At 68.7% G+C, this 14,027-nt stretch carries 16 protein-coding genes; 7 read left to right on the top strand and 9 right to left on the bottom strand.

The features are described from left to right. The first annotated feature begins 7 nt into the window (after positions 1–7). Complete coding sequence (locus ACQY4K_RS01725; RefSeq protein ID WP_428392894.1) at positions 8–817, top strand: transglutaminase-like domain-containing protein; 810 nt, start codon at positions 8–10, stop codon at positions 815–817. A 5-nt stretch (positions 818–822) separates the two neighbouring features. Here ACQY4K_RS01725 and ACQY4K_RS01720 read toward each other — a convergent pair whose 3' ends face one another. After that, on the bottom strand, positions 823–1,380 hold the full coding sequence (locus ACQY4K_RS01720) for a TlpA disulfide reductase family protein (RefSeq protein ID WP_428392892.1): 558 nt from the start codon (positions 1,378–1,380) through the stop codon (positions 823–825). Between ACQY4K_RS01720 and argH the strand changes: the two genes are divergently transcribed. Both argH and lptM read left to right on the top strand, forming a co-directional pair. Continuing rightward, positions 1,379–2,824: an argininosuccinate lyase gene (gene argH, locus ACQY4K_RS01715; protein ID WP_428392890.1), complete on the top strand. Its 1,446-nt coding sequence runs from the start codon at positions 1,379–1,381 to the stop codon at positions 2,822–2,824. The genes ACQY4K_RS01720 and argH overlap by 2 nt on opposite strands. After that, positions 2,821–2,958, top strand: coding sequence for an LPS translocon maturation chaperone LptM (gene lptM / locus ACQY4K_RS01710; RefSeq protein WP_428392888.1), 138 nt, complete (start codon positions 2,821–2,823; stop codon positions 2,956–2,958). Before argH ends, lptM begins: the two co-directional genes overlap by 4 nt. On the opposite strand, the gene ACQY4K_RS01705 is transcribed toward lptM, so the two are convergent. Then, positions 2,927–3,619 (bottom strand): trypsin-like serine peptidase, encoded by a 693-nt coding sequence (locus tag ACQY4K_RS01705; protein ID WP_428392886.1) that lies wholly within the window; start codon positions 3,617–3,619, stop codon positions 2,927–2,929. The genes lptM and ACQY4K_RS01705 overlap by 32 nt on opposite strands. Before the next feature lie 250 nt (positions 3,620–3,869). On the opposite strand from ACQY4K_RS01705, the gene ACQY4K_RS01700 reads away from it, so the two are divergent. Continuing rightward, a complete protein-coding gene (locus ACQY4K_RS01700) occupies positions 3,870–4,067 on the top strand; it encodes a hypothetical protein (protein WP_428392884.1) in 198 nt (65 codons plus the stop codon). On the opposite strand, the gene ACQY4K_RS01695 is transcribed toward ACQY4K_RS01700, so the two are convergent. Next, a complete protein-coding gene (locus tag ACQY4K_RS01695) occupies positions 4,054–4,890 on the bottom strand; it encodes an alpha/beta fold hydrolase (protein WP_428392882.1) in 837 nt (278 codons plus the stop codon). The genes ACQY4K_RS01700 and ACQY4K_RS01695 overlap by 14 nt on opposite strands. Before the next feature lie 101 nt (positions 4,891–4,991). On the opposite strand from ACQY4K_RS01695, the gene ACQY4K_RS01690 reads away from it, so the two are divergent. Next, on the top strand, positions 4,992–5,786 hold the full coding sequence (locus ACQY4K_RS01690; protein ID WP_428392880.1) for a hypothetical protein: 795 nt from the start codon (positions 4,992–4,994) through the stop codon (positions 5,784–5,786). An 86-nt stretch (positions 5,787–5,872) separates the two neighbouring features. Here the strand turns inward: ACQY4K_RS01690 and ACQY4K_RS01685 are convergent, their stop codons facing one another. Genes ACQY4K_RS01685 through ACQY4K_RS01670 form a run of 4 tightly spaced genes read right to left on the bottom strand, consistent with a single transcriptional unit; the run spans position 5,873 to position 7,316 of the window. Beyond that, a complete protein-coding gene (locus ACQY4K_RS01685; protein ID WP_428392879.1) occupies positions 5,873–6,244 on the bottom strand; it encodes a hypothetical protein in 372 nt (123 codons plus the stop codon). Positions 6,245–6,294: 50 nt separating this feature from the next. Beyond that, a complete protein-coding gene (locus ACQY4K_RS01680) occupies positions 6,295–6,594 on the bottom strand; it encodes a type II toxin-antitoxin system RelE/ParE family toxin (RefSeq protein WP_428392877.1) in 300 nt (99 codons plus the stop codon). Further along, positions 6,595–6,849 carry a type II toxin-antitoxin system ParD family antitoxin gene (locus ACQY4K_RS01675; RefSeq protein WP_428392875.1) on the bottom strand — a complete coding sequence of 85 codons (255 nt, stop codon included), beginning with the start codon at positions 6,847–6,849 and terminating at the stop codon, positions 6,595–6,597. It abuts the gene before it with no gap. A gap of 44 nt (positions 6,850–6,893) precedes the next feature. Next, positions 6,894–7,316, bottom strand: a complete 423-nt coding sequence (locus ACQY4K_RS01670) for a cytidine deaminase (protein WP_428392873.1) — start codon at positions 7,314–7,316, stop codon at positions 6,894–6,896. A 64-nt stretch (positions 7,317–7,380) separates the two neighbouring features. On the opposite strand from ACQY4K_RS01670, the gene lysA reads away from it, so the two are divergent. Together lysA and ACQY4K_RS01660 are read left to right on the top strand one after the other, a co-directional pair. Then, complete coding sequence (gene lysA / locus ACQY4K_RS01665; protein ID WP_428392872.1) at positions 7,381–8,733, top strand: diaminopimelate decarboxylase; 1,353 nt, start codon at positions 7,381–7,383, stop codon at positions 8,731–8,733. After that, a complete protein-coding gene (locus ACQY4K_RS01660; RefSeq protein ID WP_428392870.1) occupies positions 8,730–11,378 on the top strand; it encodes a DUF4175 domain-containing protein in 2,649 nt (882 codons plus the stop codon). Before lysA ends, ACQY4K_RS01660 begins: the two co-directional genes overlap by 4 nt. A 78-nt stretch (positions 11,379–11,456) precedes the next feature. Here ACQY4K_RS01660 and ACQY4K_RS01655 read toward each other — a convergent pair whose 3' ends face one another. Beyond that, a complete protein-coding gene (locus ACQY4K_RS01655) occupies positions 11,457–12,911 on the bottom strand; it encodes an efflux transporter outer membrane subunit (protein ID WP_428392868.1) in 1,455 nt (484 codons plus the stop codon). Then, positions 12,911–14,017, bottom strand: a complete 1,107-nt coding sequence (locus tag ACQY4K_RS01650; RefSeq protein ID WP_428392866.1) for an HlyD family secretion protein — start codon at positions 14,015–14,017, stop codon at positions 12,911–12,913. The genes ACQY4K_RS01655 and ACQY4K_RS01650 overlap by 1 nt, the downstream gene beginning before the upstream one ends. Positions 14,018–14,027: the final 10 nt, after the last annotated feature.

Below are 14,027 nucleotides of genomic sequence, written 5' to 3'. Positions count from 1 at the left end.
GGGGTCCATGCTGATACGCGCCGGATACGACATCGCCTTCAATGCGCCAGCACCCACCCCGCTGCTGCTGATGCTCAACCTGCATCCGGAGCGCGTGGCCGACCTGCAAACCCCGGAGACCATGCGGTTCGATCCGCCGGTGCCGGCCTCGGACTATACCGACGGCTTCGGCAATCGCTGCACGCGGGTCGTCGCACCCCCCGGCCTGCTGCGCATCACCAACCAGTTCACCATTGCCGATTCCGGCGAGCCCGATGTGCAGACGCCGCAAGCGCGCCAAATCGCGGTCGAGGATCTGCCGCCCGAGGTGCTGGTCTATCTGCTGGGCAGCCGCTACTGCGAGACCGACAAGCTGTCGGACACCGCCTGGTCGCTGTTCGGCCAGGTGCCGCCGGGCTGGGCGCGGGTGCAGGCGATCGTCGAGTATGTGCATGACCGTATCACCTTCGGCTACGAGTTCGCGCGCGCTACCCGCACCGCCTATGAGGGCTTCATCGAGCGCCAGGGGGTCTGCCGCGACTTCGCTCATCTCGCGGTTGCATTGTGCCGCTGCATGAACATCCCGGCGCGCTACTGCACCGGCTATCTCGGCGATATCGGCGTGCCCGCGTCCGACGATCCGATGGACTTCTCGGCTTGGTTCGACGTTTATCTCGATGGCGCCTGGCACGTGTTCGATGCCCGGCACAACCATACCCGCATCGGCCGGCTGCTGATGGCGCGCGGTCGCGACGCCACAGACGTTGCGATCTCGACCGCCTTCGGCAGCGCCTGGCTGGCCGGCTTCGAAGTCACCACCTATGAGATCACCGGCTGAGACGCTCAGCCGATGAGCTGCACGACGCGGGCCAGGGTGTCGGGCGCATCCCATCGCAGGGCCCCCTCCATCCGTGCCACCTCCCGTCCCGCGCGATTGATCAGCAGGGTCAGGGGCACGCCGTCCACACCGAGGGCATAGATCGCGCTTGGCTTCACATCCAGCAGCACCGGCAGCCCGGTGATCCCGTGCGCGTCATAGAAGGCCCTGACCACGTCCGCACCGCCGTTACCCACCGACACCGGCAGCACCCGAATGTCACGTCCCGCCAAGGCCCGGGCAAGTTGCGCCAGCGCCGGCATTTCCGCGACACAGGGCGGACACCAGGTTGCCCAGAAGTTCAGCACCAGACCATGCCCGATCTCATCACGCAGGCGTCGCACACCCCCATTGGGGCCGACGAAGCGTAACGGCGGCGGCAGAGTGGGCGGATGGACTTGCAGTGCCGAGAGCGGCCGCGGCGGCGGGGCCGCCCTCGCCTGTCCCCCGTATTTGCCTGGCGGCACAGCGGCCATTAGGGTCCCCCCCGCGATGAGCAGGTCACGGCGCGAAAGTCGAGGCATGGGGATGTCTTTAGGCGAGGATGGACCGCCCGAGAAGCCGGGGCCGAATGCCCAGTGGGGCGGCCGATTCGCCGGCGGTCCGGCCGCGATCATGCAGGAGATCAACGCCTCGATCGGCTTTGACAGGGCACTCTGGCGCCAGGACATACGCGGCTCGCTGGCGCATGCCGCGATGCTCGCCCATGTCGGCATCATCACGCCCGACGACGCTGCACGCATAGAGGCCGGCCTGCGGGCGATCGCGGCCGAGATCGAGGCCGGCGACTTCGCCTTCGATGTCGCCCTCGAAGACATCCACATGAACATCGAGGCCCGCCTGGTCGAACGCATCGGCGAGCCGGGGCGCCGGCTGCACACCGCGCGCAGCCGCAACGACCAGGTCGCGACCGACTTCCGCCTGTGGGTGCGCGACGCGATCGACGGCATCGACACGCAAATCGCAACCCTCATGCGCAGCCTGGCGACCCGCGCCCGCGCCCATGCCGCCGATCCGATGCCCGGCTTCACGCATCTGCAGACCGCGCAGCCGATCACTTTCGGCCACCATCTGCTCGCCTATGTCGAGATGCTCGCGCGCGACCGCGGCCGGCTTGCCGACGCGCGACGGAGGCTCAACGTTTGCCCGCTCGGATCGGCGGCCCTGGCCGGCACCTCGTTTCCGATCGACCGCGCGATGACCGCGGCCGCCCTCGGCTTCGATCGGCCGACCGGCAATTCGCTCGACACTGTCTCAGACCGCGACTTCGCGGTGGAATATCTCTCCGCACTTGCGATCCTGGCGATGCACCTGTCGCGTCTGTCCGAGGAGATCGTGCTCTGGTGCTCGTCGCCGTTCGGCTTCGTCCGGCTGTCCGACGCCTTCACCACCGGCTCCTCGATCATGCCGCAGAAGCGCAACCCCGACGCCGCCGAGCTCACCCGTGCCAAGACCGGACGCATCACCGGCGCCCTGATGGCCCTGCTGACGGTGATGAAGGGGCTGCCGCTCGCCTATGCCAAGGACATGCAGGAGGACAAGCAGCCGGTGTTCGAGGCGACCGAGGCGGCGATCCTCTGCCTCGCCGCCACCGACGGCATGATCCGCGACCTGACCGCCGACACGGCCCGCATGCGCGCCTTCGCGGGCTCTGGCTTCGCCACGGCGACCGACCTCGCCGACTGGCTGGTGCGCGTGCTGCGGCTGCCGTTCCGCACCGCCCACCACATCACCGGCCGCCTGGTCGGGCGCGCCGAGGCACGCGGGGTTGAACTAGCGGCCCTGAGCCTGGATGAGATGCAGGCGGAAGAGCCAGGGATAACCGCCGACATCTATGACGTGCTCGCCGTCGAGGCGTCGGTCGCCTCGCGCAACAGCTTTGGCGGCACCGCCCCCGCCAACGTCGCGCGCGCGGCACAGGCGTGGCTCGACGCGCTGGGTCAGACGTCTGTAGAGCGCGCGTCATGAAGCCATGCATCCTGCTGCTCGCCGCTGCCCTGTCGCTGTCGCTGACGCTCTCTGCCTGCGGCCGCAAGGGCGCGCCGCGGCCACCAGGACCGCCGTCTCAGGTCATCTACCCGAAGAGCTACCCGACCGAGTAGCTGCCCCCAGCAGCCAGGCGGCACGTCCGCCCAACGCCCCCACCCTCGCCTCGATCTGCACGCCGACGGCACGCCACGTGCCATCGCCGGCCGGCGCCAGCAGCGGCGCGCCGCTGGTGCCCAGGGTCGCGGCACAGTCATGCGCGATCACGACACCGCCGATCGCGTCCGCCAAGACCGAAGTGATACGGCATGGCGGCCCGCGCACCGCCAGCTCGTCGCGATCCTGGCCGTAGCCCGCGAGCAGCAGCCTCTCTCCGACCGCCGGCAGATGATGCGCAAGCGCAATCGCATCACCCGGGCCGCCGATCGCATGGTCAAGCAGCAGCACCGCGCGGTCGGCACTGGCGGTCGCCTGCTCGCGTCGCGGGTCGTAGGACGAGGCAATGACGAAGCGCGCAACGCGCGCCTCAGCCGCGAACCTGCCCATGCTGTAACGCAGCAGCACATGCACCGAGTCTGGCCTGATGAAATGCCCGACCCGAGGCAGGAACAGGCAGTGCGCCGCGGTCACCGCGACGTCGGGCGCGATCAGAAAGCCGGTGCACCGTTCGCCGAGTTCCGTCTGCACACGCGCCAATCCACGCCACGGCGCCTGCCCGATCGGCACCGCCACTCTGCCGGAACCCGCGCCGATCAGCAAAAGCGCAGCGGTGCTCACGAAAATCGCGGCCGCTTTAACCATTTCGTATTCAAATCGCTTTAGGACATTGCATAAGAAGATTGGCTGAATTTTGCGCAGGCGCAATGGTTAACGTCGCCGCGCGCTGGGGCGAGCCTGCAAGGGGGGTGTATGAGCAGAACCGACAACGAGATCGCGCTGGCACCCCCGGACCGGCCGGCCGGGCAAACCTGCAGGCGGCTCTACAGCCGAATATTCCCGCACTCCTGTTGCTCTGGAGCGGACGCCGATGGCGACCCCGATCTGCTCTCCTGACGGCCTGCACGGCGTCATCGTCATCCACCCGTTCGGCGCCTACGGCGAGGCGGAGTTCCTCGACGACCCGGAGGTCATCGAGTCTCTCATCCAAAGCGGCGAAGGCTGGCGGATCGTCGATGCAATTCGGGTGAACCCGAACCGCCTGACGATGCAATTCAGCGAAGAATGAAGGCCGCGATGTCGCGCGAGAGGCGCTCCTTCTCGGTCAGATAGAGACCGTGCGGGGCGCCGGGATATTCCGTGTAGATCGAGGCCCTGATGCCCGCCGCCGCCGCCTTGCCGCTGATCGCCGCCGGTACGGTCTGATCCGCATCGCCGTGGATCACCAGGGTCGGAATGGTGAAGGCCGCGAGGTCGCCGCGGAAATCCGTCTCCGAGAAGGCGCGCACGCACTGGATCGTGGCGATCGGCGAGGCCTGCATCGCCAGCCATAGGGTCCATTGCATCGCCTCCGTCGAGACCGGCTTGCTCAGCATGCCGACACCGAAGAAGCCGCGGGCGAACTCGGCGAGAAAGTGCGGACGATCCTCGCGCAATCCCGCCACCATGCCGTCGAACACGCTGCGATCCGCACCTTCGGGATGATCCTGCGTCTTCAACAGGAAGGGTACCACCGACGAGACCAGGATCGCCTGAGCGATCCGTCCGGCGCCATGCCGGCCGAGATAGCGCGCGATCTCGCCGCCGCCCATGGAGAACCCGATAAGCGTCACGTCGTGCAGGTCGAGCTGCTCAAGCAGCGCCGCCAGGTCGTCGGCGAAGTGGTCGTAGTCGTAGCCTGCCGCCGGCTGCTCCGAGCGCCCGAAGCCGCGCCGGTCATAGGCGATGCAGCGCACGCCGGCCTCGGTGAGCGCGGTCATCTGGTATTCCCACATGTCCGCATTCACCGGCCAGCCATGCACGAACACGGCCGTCTTGCCCGCGGCATCGCCACTGCCGGCCCAATCCTTGTAGAACAGCCGCACGCCGTCCTTCGTCTCGATTGTGGGCATTGCCCTACCTCCCGCCTGTGTGCACAGGAAACGGCCCCTCGCCTGCAAGGTTGCCCGCCCGCTTTAACGCTGATTTAAGACCCGGGGCGCAAAATTGCGCCATGGACGACATCCCCGCCTCGCTGTTCGACCGCGCGTTCTACCTCGATCGCTATGCCGACGTGGCCGCGGCGGGGATCGACCCGCTGCAACATTTCCTCGCGTTCGGGCTGCATGAGAACCGCACCCCGCACCCCTTGTTCGACCCGCATTTCTACGCGGCCCAACTCCCGCCATCCCCGCACACGCCGCCGCTTCTGCACTATCTGCGCCACGGCACGCCCGACCCGCATCCGCTCTTCGACACAGCCCATTACCTGGCCCAGTTCGCGCCGGGCGACCTCGATGGGCAGCCGCCGCTGCTGCATTTTCTCACTGTCGGCCACCTCGCGGACCTCTCCCCGAATCCGCTGTTCGACGCCGCCTATTACCGTCGCAGCAATCCCCAGGCGGGACCTCTGATCGAACACCCGCTGCTGCACTATGTCGTGCATGGCTGGCGGCAGGGTTGTCGCCCGCATCCGCTGTTCGATCCCGCTTATTACCTGCGCATGCGTCCGGACGTGGCCGCCGCTGGGATCGACCCGCTCGCGCACTACCTGCAGCACGGCCACGCGGAGTTCGCCCGAACCCACGCCCTCTTCGACGACGCCCGTTACCGCCGCAGCTTCGCCGACGAGCCGGAGCAGCTCAAAGCGATCGACCGGCTGGGCCCCATCATCCACTTCGCACAGGCCGCGCGTCCCGTGGCACCGCCTTCTCGGCAGCTCCTACACGACTGCGCCCCTCAACGCCGCCATCGCGACAAGGCAATCAGCTTAGGTGGCGATGGCGACGCCCATTCCAAGCTTCTTTGAACCGGCTGTGGCCCGGCACTGCGCCCCTCATTTACAACTCGGCAGCGCCCCAATCCTTTTGAAGTCGGGCCGCCATCCAGCGGCGCTTACGGCCGGTAAGTGGCCGGAGGCGCGTCTTGCGGTCGAACAACCAACAGGACGTCTTCAGGAATCTCCCACCTGCGAGAACAAACGAGCTCGATAAACTCTCCGTCCGGAAACATATTGTATGCCGCTCCATACGCATGGATTTCCGGCGCCTTGCTGCCGTTGAATAACGGCCGCAAGTCGCCCAGCAGCTGATAGTGCCGCTCCTGCAGCCAGGCGTTGACCTCTCCGCGAAAGTTCTGCTCATCGTGGCAGAAGAGTACGATCGTTGTTACGATACTCATGAGGATGAGAGCTCCAGAGGAGACGGCAAAGGTTACCATGGCGTGGGTCAGGCCGATGACCTCGCGGGGCGTAAGTTCAATTTGCAAACATCCCGCTCTCGACGGCAATACGCGCCCGGTATTGTTTCAATCGGCCTTCAGAACAGGATTGCCGCATAATTGCGCGCCGCATGGATAATATGAAGTATGTCGACCCGCGCGACCGGGTTGCCGACCGTGCGATAAAAGATCTGATAACTGCCGTGCACGCGATGCCTGACTCCGCGGTGCTCGTATCGTGGTATGAGAGGGAAGCCGAGCGGCATATCCACCAGGCTGTTGTACTTGTGCCTAATCTCGGCAACGAACGTCGCGGCGCGGAGAGGGTTGTCCTGAGCAATGTAATCGCCGATGGCTTCAAGATCGGCTTCGGCACCTGGCGTCAGGCGGACAAGCACCTATGGCTTGCCTGCCATTGACCGGTATTTGGCTTGCAGACTATCGAAAACCTCATCGGCTGGTTTCCCCCTTCCCGCGTCGGAGTCTGCCAGGGCGCGCTCGATGACCGTATCAAGTGTAGCAAGCAGCACTTCGCGATCCTGAATCAGCCGGACACCTTCGCGCAGCACTTCGCTTTTGGAGCCGTAGCGCCCGGTTTCCACCAGGCGAGTGACAAAGGTCTCAAGCTGCTGTCCCAAGTCCGCGCTCATCATGCTTCGGCTCCCGGCGAAATCTCACTTGCATTGTGGCTGAGTTATCAACTGTTATCAAGAGCAGAGTCCCTTGCCGCAAACGCTGCGGCGTTGAATGCGTAAGGCAAGAGCTCACCGAGCGCGCTGCGCATAAGCACCGTGGCAGCCTCGTCGACCATCAGGATTTCCGCTTCTGGTAGAGCGAACTCGCTCAGCTTCTGGCGGCAGCCGCCGCACGGCGTGCAAGGACGCGGGCCGGCTCCGGCGATCGCAATGGCCGTGATGCGTCTGCCGCCGGCCAGCACCATGGCCGAGATCGCGCTTGCTTCGGCGCAGACGCCCTCGGGGTAGGCGGCGTTTTCGACGTTGCAGCCGGCGTGAATCGAGCCGTCGTCGCAGCGCAGGGCGGCACCGACCAGAAAGCGCGAGTAGGGCGCGTGGGCGGCAAGGCGGGCAGCCACGGCGGCCGTAATGATTGGATCGGTCATGCGTCAGGCTAGGCAGATCAAGGCGACTTGGACAGTCCCGGGGCGGCCCGATATCCTCCGTTGCATGGACGCATACCAGCCTTTGGGCGCCGATCCGACCGTGGCCGAGTTGCTGGCGCGGCGTCCGCATTTGTCGATGCGGGTCGCGGGCGGTCTGTTGCTGGAAGGGGTGCCGCTGGCGGCGATCGCTGATGCGCTCGGCACACCCACCTGGGTGATCGGCGCCGGCACCTTACGCGCGCGTGCGCGCCGGCTGCGTGCGGCCCTTGACGACGCCGGCCTCGATGCGGCGGTGCATTATGCGGTCAAGGCCAACGACCATCTGGCGGTGCTGCGCATCCTGTCGGCGGAGGGCTTCGGGGCGGATGTGGTCAGCGGCGGCGAACTACGGCGCGCGCGGATGGCCGGAATCGCGGGATCGCGGATCGTGTTCTCCGGGGTCGGCAAGTCCGCGGGCGAGCTGCGCCTCGCGATCGGCGAGGGTGTGGGCCAGATCAATGTCGAGAGCGCCGAGGAGATCGAGCTGCTCTCGCGGATCGCGGGCACGATGGGCCGGCGGGTGGCTGTGGCGCTTCGCGTCAACCCGGACATCGATGCCGGTGGTCATACCAAGATCGCCACCGGCCGCGCCTCGGACAAGTTCGGCATCGCCTACGGTGACGCGCTGGCGCTGTATGCGCGGGCGGCCGCACTGCCCGGCCTGGAGCCGGTCGGGCTGGCCGTGCATATCGGCAGCCAGATCGCCGCGCCGACGCCGTTCCGCCAAGCCTTCGCGCGGATTGCGGCCCTGGTCGTCGGCCTGCGCGAGAGCGGCCATGCGGTGCGCACCGTCGATTGCGGCGGCGGCCTGGGAGTTTCCTACCGCGACGAGGACGAAGGCTCGCCGCGTGCCCTCGCCGGTGCGATGCGCGCCACCCTCGGCGACCTCGGGCTGCTGCTCGTCGTCGAGCCTGGGCGCTGGCTGGTGGCCCCGGCCGGCCTGCTGCTCGGCTCGGTGGTCCTGGTCAAGCGCCAGGGCGCGGGCGAGCCACCATTCATCGTCCTCGATTGCGCGATGAACGACCTGCTGCGGCCGAGCCTGTACGAGGCCTGGCACGGGCTGCTGCCGCTGTCTGCCTCGCGGGCCAGCGCGGCGCCGCGGGGAGCACACGTGGTGGGCCCGGTGTGCGAAAGCGGCGACAGCTTCGCGCGCGACCGCATGCTGCCGCCGCTGCAGGTCGGTGACCGGGTCGCGATCCTTGATACCGGCGCCTACGGCGCGGTGATGAGCTCGACCTACAATGCGCGCCCGCTGGCCGCTCAGGCCCTTGTGGACGGGACGCGCTGGACCACGATCCGACCGCGGCAGGAGATCAGTGCACTGTGGCGTGACGAGATCGTGCCGGACTGGATCATGCCGCGTAGGGTCGGGGCATGACACCGCTGGAGCGGACCCGCCGGCGGGCGGCGCGTAGCCTCGCGGTCGAGCGTGGCTGGCCGGAACTGCTGCCGGCCGCCGTCGCACTCTGCGGGTTCGCGGTGCTGGCCGAGCTGGCGTTGCCGCAGGCGCTGCCGCTTTGGTTGCAGGTGGCGGTGGTGGTCGCCCTCGGCGGCTTTGCTGCCAGCCGGATCTGGCATGTGCTGGGCCGCATGCCGGCGTCGCCGGCGGCTGCGATCGACCGCAGGATCGAGCAGCACTCCGGCCTGGCCCACCGGCCGCTGCAAACGCTCGCCGACCGCCCCGCGGGTGCGACCGACCCGGCACGCGAGGCGGCTTGGCAGGCGCATCGCGCACGCACGCTGCGGCGGCTCGACCGGCTGCGCGCCGGCACCCCGCGTCCTGGGCTGTGGCGCTATCCGGCCGGACGGCTGACGCTCGGGCTGCTGGCGGCGCTGGCGCTGAGCTGGACCCTGGCAGGTGCCGGCGGCGGCATGCGGCTCGCCTCGGGCTTCCTGCCGGGCGTGTTTACCTTGCCGGGGCCGGCACCCGGGATGCAGGCGTGGATTACGCCCCCGCTCTATGCCGAATCTTCGCCGGTCTTCCTGAACGACCCGCACGGCGAGAGCACAATGCCGTCCGGTTCGGTCCTGCAGGTGAGCCTGACCGGTCTCAAGGGCGCACCTGGTCTGTCGATCAGCAGCCTTGAGGCGGCCGCGGCGGCGACGCCGCATTTTGTTCGTCTGGCGCCAGGAAGCTGGAGCCTGCACGCGACGCTCGAACACGGCATCCGTCTGTCGCTACGCGGCAACGGGCGCCGCCTGGCCGACTGGACCTTGCGGGTGACGCCGCTGCCGCCAAGCCTCGTGGCCTGGGACGGCAAGCCCGGCCCGTCGCGGCAGGCCTGGCGCACCCGCCTGCCCTGGCGCGTCTCGGACCCGTATGGCGTCACTCGGCTCGATGCGTCGATCCGGCTGGCGCGGTCCCAACCTGGCACACGACAGGCCGGCGCGCTGCTACCGCTCAGCGTGCCGATCCCGATCGCGCCGGACACACGCCAGGGGCATGGCGTGGCACTGCCTGATCTCACCGCCGATCCGCGCGCCGGCGAGGCGGTCGTGGCCGATCTCACCGCCACCGATCGCGCTGGGCATCAGCTGCGGAGCGGCGAGGCACGCTTTACCCTTCCGGCGCGCCGCTTCCGCAGTCCGCTGGCGCGCGCGGTGCTGGATACACGCAAGCGCCTGGCCCTCGGTCGCGAGACCCGGGTGGAGGCGGCGGACGATCTCGAGGCGCTGGGTGGCGCGCCTGGGCAGTTCGCCGACGATAGCGGCCTGTTCCTCAATCTGGTCGCGGTGGCGGCCTTGCTGCGCGACGACGACGCCTCCGACAGCACCGCGATCGACGGGACCACCAGCCGGCTTTGGCAGTTGGCGCTGGCGCTGGAGGACGGGCTGCATAACGACCGCGATATGGCGCGCGCGAATACCGACGTACGCGCCGCCCAGCAGGCGGTCACGGCGCAGCTCCAGCATATGCGGGCGTTGGGCGACAAGGGCCAGTCGCCCATGGAGCAAAACGAGTTGCAACGTCGTATCCAGGCGCTATCGGCGGCGATTGCGCGCAAGATGCAGGCACTCGCCCAGGAGGCGGCGCGCACGCATACCGTGCTGCCGCCGATGCCTGACGCACGCATGCTGAGCGGCCGCGACCTCGCACGCATGCTGCAACAGATGCGCGACGACGCAGCCCACGGCGACACTGGTGCGGCGATGCGCAAGCTGGCGCAGATGCAGGCGATGCTGGACCATATGCGCGCCGCCACGCCGCGGGACCTGCAACAGGCACAGGCCCAGGCGCAAGCCGAGCGAGAGGTGCGCGAGCAGACCGAGGGACTGCGCGACCTGATCCACCGTCAGGCCGCCCTGCTCGACCAGACCCAGGCGCGACGCAGTGCCCAGGAACGGGCCGAACGCGCGCAGGCGCCCCCCGGTGTCGACCCGCAGACGGCGGAACTGCTGCGCCGGCTGGGCATTCCGCCCGGCGACATCGAGGCCACCCCACATTCCAGCCTGCCAGAGACGCCGGCAGCACGGGCCGAGCGCCATGATGAGGCGCAGATGCAGCACGCGCTGGCCCGCGCCCTGGGCGGCCTAAGCGAGGAGTTCCGGGCGCTGACCGGCAAGCAGCCGGGCGGTTTCGATCAGGCACGGCACAACATGGACACCGCCCGCCAGGCGCTGTCCACCGGACGCGACCAGCCGGCGCAGCAGGCGCAGCAGCAGGCGCTGGCAGCACTGCAAAAGGGCGGCCAGCAGATGCAGCAGATGCTCTCCTCGGGGTCCGGCGCCAGTGCTGCGCTGATGCCGGGTGCTGCGCTGATGCCGGGCATGGCGAGCGGCAGCGGCGGCGAACAGCCGGGTCAGGATGAGGCGGATGGCGGCGAGCAGTCAGGCCCGCGCGATCCGCTCGGCAGGCCGGTGGCGAGCGGCCCGCAGGCCGATGACGGCGACACCCATGTTCCGGACAAGTTCCAGCAGTTGCGGGCACGCGCGATCGAGAACGAGCTGCGCAAGCGCGATAGCGACCGCACCCGCCCGACCCAGGAACTCGATTATCTGGGCCGGCTGCTGAAGCCGTTCTGATACCCGTCGCCCTTTCGGGCGACCGATATCAGAGTTCTTTCTTGCGCGTGGCCGCCCCGCCAACCCCGCGCATACCGATCAGCCCGGAGGGCTGCCGGTATGAGTGGTGCCCACCACCTGCCAGCCGCCGCCAAGTGCCTTGTAGAGCCCGACCAAGTCGGTCTCGGTCTCGGTGTCGCTGCGGGCCAATGCGCCCTGGTCAGCCAGGAGGGCGGACTCGGCGCTGATCACGTTGAGGAAGTCGATGGCGCCGAGCGCGAAGCTCTGGCGCGCGGCGCCGAGGGCGATGCGGTCCTGCCGCTCGGCGGCGGCGATCTCGACACGGCGTTGCTGGGCCTCCGCATAGGCGGTCAGCGCGTCATCGACGTCCCGCCAGGCGCGCAGCACCGTGCGACGGAAATCCAATGCCGCCTCGCGCTGCTGCGAGCGGCGCAGATGCAGCGTGCCGATCAGGCGGCCGCCCTTGAACAAAGGCAGGTCCACCGAGGGGCCGATGGCAAAGACCCGGTCGGGCAGGGAGAAGGCGTTGCCGATGATCCGGCCCTGGGCGCCGAACTGGCCGGTGAGGCTCACGTCCGGATAGAACGAGGCGACCGCCACACCGGTCTGGGCGGTGGCGCGATGCAGCCGGGCCTCCGCCTCGGCGATATCGGGCCGGCGTCGGATCAGGTCGGCCGGCAGTCCGATCGGCACCAACGGCGGCGCCATTGGCAAGGCCTTCGCCGGCGCCAGCTCGGCCTGCAGCGCGCGTGGCGGCTCGGCGAGCAGCAGCCCGATGGCATTGACCAGCCTTGCCGCCTCGGCCCGCAACGTCGGCAGGTTCGCCGCCTCGGTTGCGACCTGCGCGCGGGCGCGGGCGACGTTGAGCGTGGTGCCGACGCCGTTATCGAACTGGTTGAGCACCAGAGCGAGGTCACGCCGGGCAAGCACCAGGTTGCGACGGGTGATGGCGATGCGCGCCTGGGTGCCGCGATACTGCATGTAGTCCTGGGCGAGGTTGGCGAGCGCGTCCAGCGCCACCGCATGCCGTGCGGCGATCATGGCCGCGATGTTGGCGCGCTGCGCCTCGACCGCGCGGCGCACGCGGCCGAACAGGTCGAGCTCCCAGGAGGCCGACAAAGCATTCTGCCAGAGATCGTAGGTGAGCGGCGCGAACGGTGCCGGCTGCACCAGCGAGACGAAGCCGTTCGGGCTTTGGCGCTGATGCATGTAGCTCGATTTCTCGTCGAGCTGCGGCAGTCCCTCGGCGCGGACGACCTCGCGCTCATCCTCGGCCTGGCGCACCCGTTCGGCGGCGGTCATCAGGTCGATGTCCTGTGCGGCCAGCCGCTCGACCAGGGAGGACAGCTCGGGGTCGCGGAAGCTTTCCCACCATTGCGCATCGATCGGGTTGGTATCGGTGCGGCCGGCAACGTGTCCGGGTTCGCGGCCCCATTGCAGCGGGCTGGCCACCATGGGCGGGTGGTAGTCCGGCCCGACGGTGCAGCCGGCGAGCGCCAGCGCGATCGCAACCGCCCTGAATGCGTCGCGCATTAGTGTGCGGTGACACGCGTGGCGGTATTGGCCTGCCGGCCCACCACATCGGCGAAATGGGTGTCGATGGTGGTCTCCACCGACAGGCCGGCGCGCAGCAGCCTGGCCAGGTTCTGGTTCGGCGCGACCAGGATCTTCACCGGCAGCCTGCGGACGATCTTGGTGAAGTTGCCGGTGGCGTTGCTCGGCGCCAGCGGCGAATAGATCGCGCCGGATGCCGGCGGCACACCCTGGACGACGCCGTCAAGGACGATGTCGTAGGCATCGACATGGATGCGCACGTGCTGCCCGGGTTGCACATGCTTGAGCGCCACCTCGCGATACTGCGCCACGACATAGACGCGGTTGAGCGGCACCACCGTCATCAGGGTGCTGCCCGGGGTGACGTAGTCGCCGACCTGCACGCTGCGTTCGCTGATGACGCCGTCAAGGGGTGCGCGGATTTGCGCGTAGGAGAGGTCGAGCTGTGCCTGGCGCACCTGCGCCTGGTCGGCGGCGATGGTGGCGTGCGCCGCCTCGCTGGTGGCTCGCAGCACCTCGATCTGGTGGCGCGCGGCGTCGGCGGAGGCGTGCGCGCCGGCGAGCCGGGCCTGGTCCTCGGCCAGGGTCGCGTCCGCCGATTGCCGGCTCTGCTGGGTGCCGGCGCCGGTGCGTGCGAGCCGTGCGTAGCGGCCCTGGTTGGCGCGCGCGAGGGTCATTTGCGCCTCGATGGCAAGCACATTGGAGTCCTGCTGGGCGATGAAGGACGGCTGGCGGGCGACGTTGGCGAGCGCATCCTGGTAACGCGCGGCGTCGCGTGCCAAGGCCGCCCGCGCCCGCGCGACTGAGGTGCGCTGGTCGCGATCGTCGAGCTGCACGAGGAGCTGGCCGGCTCGCACGCTGTCGTTGTCGTCGACCGCGACCGCGACGATCTGGCCGGACAGCCGCGGCGAGACCGAGGCATAATGCACCATGACGTAGGCGTCGTCGGTCCAAACCGTGCTGCTGGGGACGAAGACGATGGCGAGCACGACGGCGACGAAGCCGAGCACGACCACACCCGCCGCGACCCACGGCCAGCGCGGCTTTGGCTTGGGCGCGTCGTCCGGTTCGCCTGATTGCGCCATGCGTGCGGCT

This window comes from Lichenicoccus sp. (assembly GCF_965276875.1).
Classification (GTDB): Bacteria; Pseudomonadota; Alphaproteobacteria; order Acetobacterales; family Acetobacteraceae; genus Lichenicoccus.
Note: the sequence above shows the minus strand (reverse complement) of the source record. Positions and strands in the feature narration are given on the sequence as shown.

Excerpts from the sequence above, each read along its gene's own strand:
- ACQY4K_RS01725 (WP_428392894.1), top strand. The coding sequence starts at position 8 with ATGCTGATACGCGCCGGATACGACATCGCCTTCAATGCGCCAGCACCC.
- ACQY4K_RS01660 (WP_428392870.1), top strand. The coding sequence starts at position 8,730 with ATGACACCGCTGGAGCGGACCCGCCGGCGGGCGGCGCGTAGCCTCGCG.
- argH (WP_428392890.1), top strand. The coding sequence starts at position 1,379 with ATGGGGATGTCTTTAGGCGAGGATGGACCGCCCGAGAAGCCGGGGCCG.
- ACQY4K_RS01670 (WP_428392873.1), bottom strand. The coding sequence starts at position 7,316 with ATGACCGATCCAATCATTACGGCCGCCGTGGCTGCCCGCCTTGCCGCC.
- lptM (WP_428392888.1), top strand. The coding sequence starts at position 2,821 with ATGAAGCCATGCATCCTGCTGCTCGCCGCTGCCCTGTCGCTGTCGCTG.
- ACQY4K_RS01650 (WP_428392866.1), bottom strand. The coding sequence starts at position 14,017 with ATGGCGCAATCAGGCGAACCGGACGACGCGCCCAAGCCAAAGCCGCGC.
- ACQY4K_RS01675 (WP_428392875.1), bottom strand. The coding sequence starts at position 6,849 with ATGATGAGCGCGGACTTGGGACAGCAGCTTGAGACCTTTGTCACTCGC.
- lysA (WP_428392872.1), top strand. The coding sequence starts at position 7,381 with ATGGACGCATACCAGCCTTTGGGCGCCGATCCGACCGTGGCCGAGTTG.
- ACQY4K_RS01695 (WP_428392882.1), bottom strand. The coding sequence starts at position 4,890 with ATGCCCACAATCGAGACGAAGGACGGCGTGCGGCTGTTCTACAAGGAT.
- ACQY4K_RS01690 (WP_428392880.1), top strand. The coding sequence starts at position 4,992 with ATGGACGACATCCCCGCCTCGCTGTTCGACCGCGCGTTCTACCTCGAT.
- ACQY4K_RS01655 (WP_428392868.1), bottom strand. The coding sequence starts at position 12,911 with ATGCGCGACGCATTCAGGGCGGTTGCGATCGCGCTGGCGCTCGCCGGC.
- ACQY4K_RS01720 (WP_428392892.1), bottom strand. The coding sequence starts at position 1,380 with ATGCCTCGACTTTCGCGCCGTGACCTGCTCATCGCGGGGGGGACCCTA.
- ACQY4K_RS01700 (WP_428392884.1), top strand. The coding sequence starts at position 3,870 with ATGGCGACCCCGATCTGCTCTCCTGACGGCCTGCACGGCGTCATCGTC.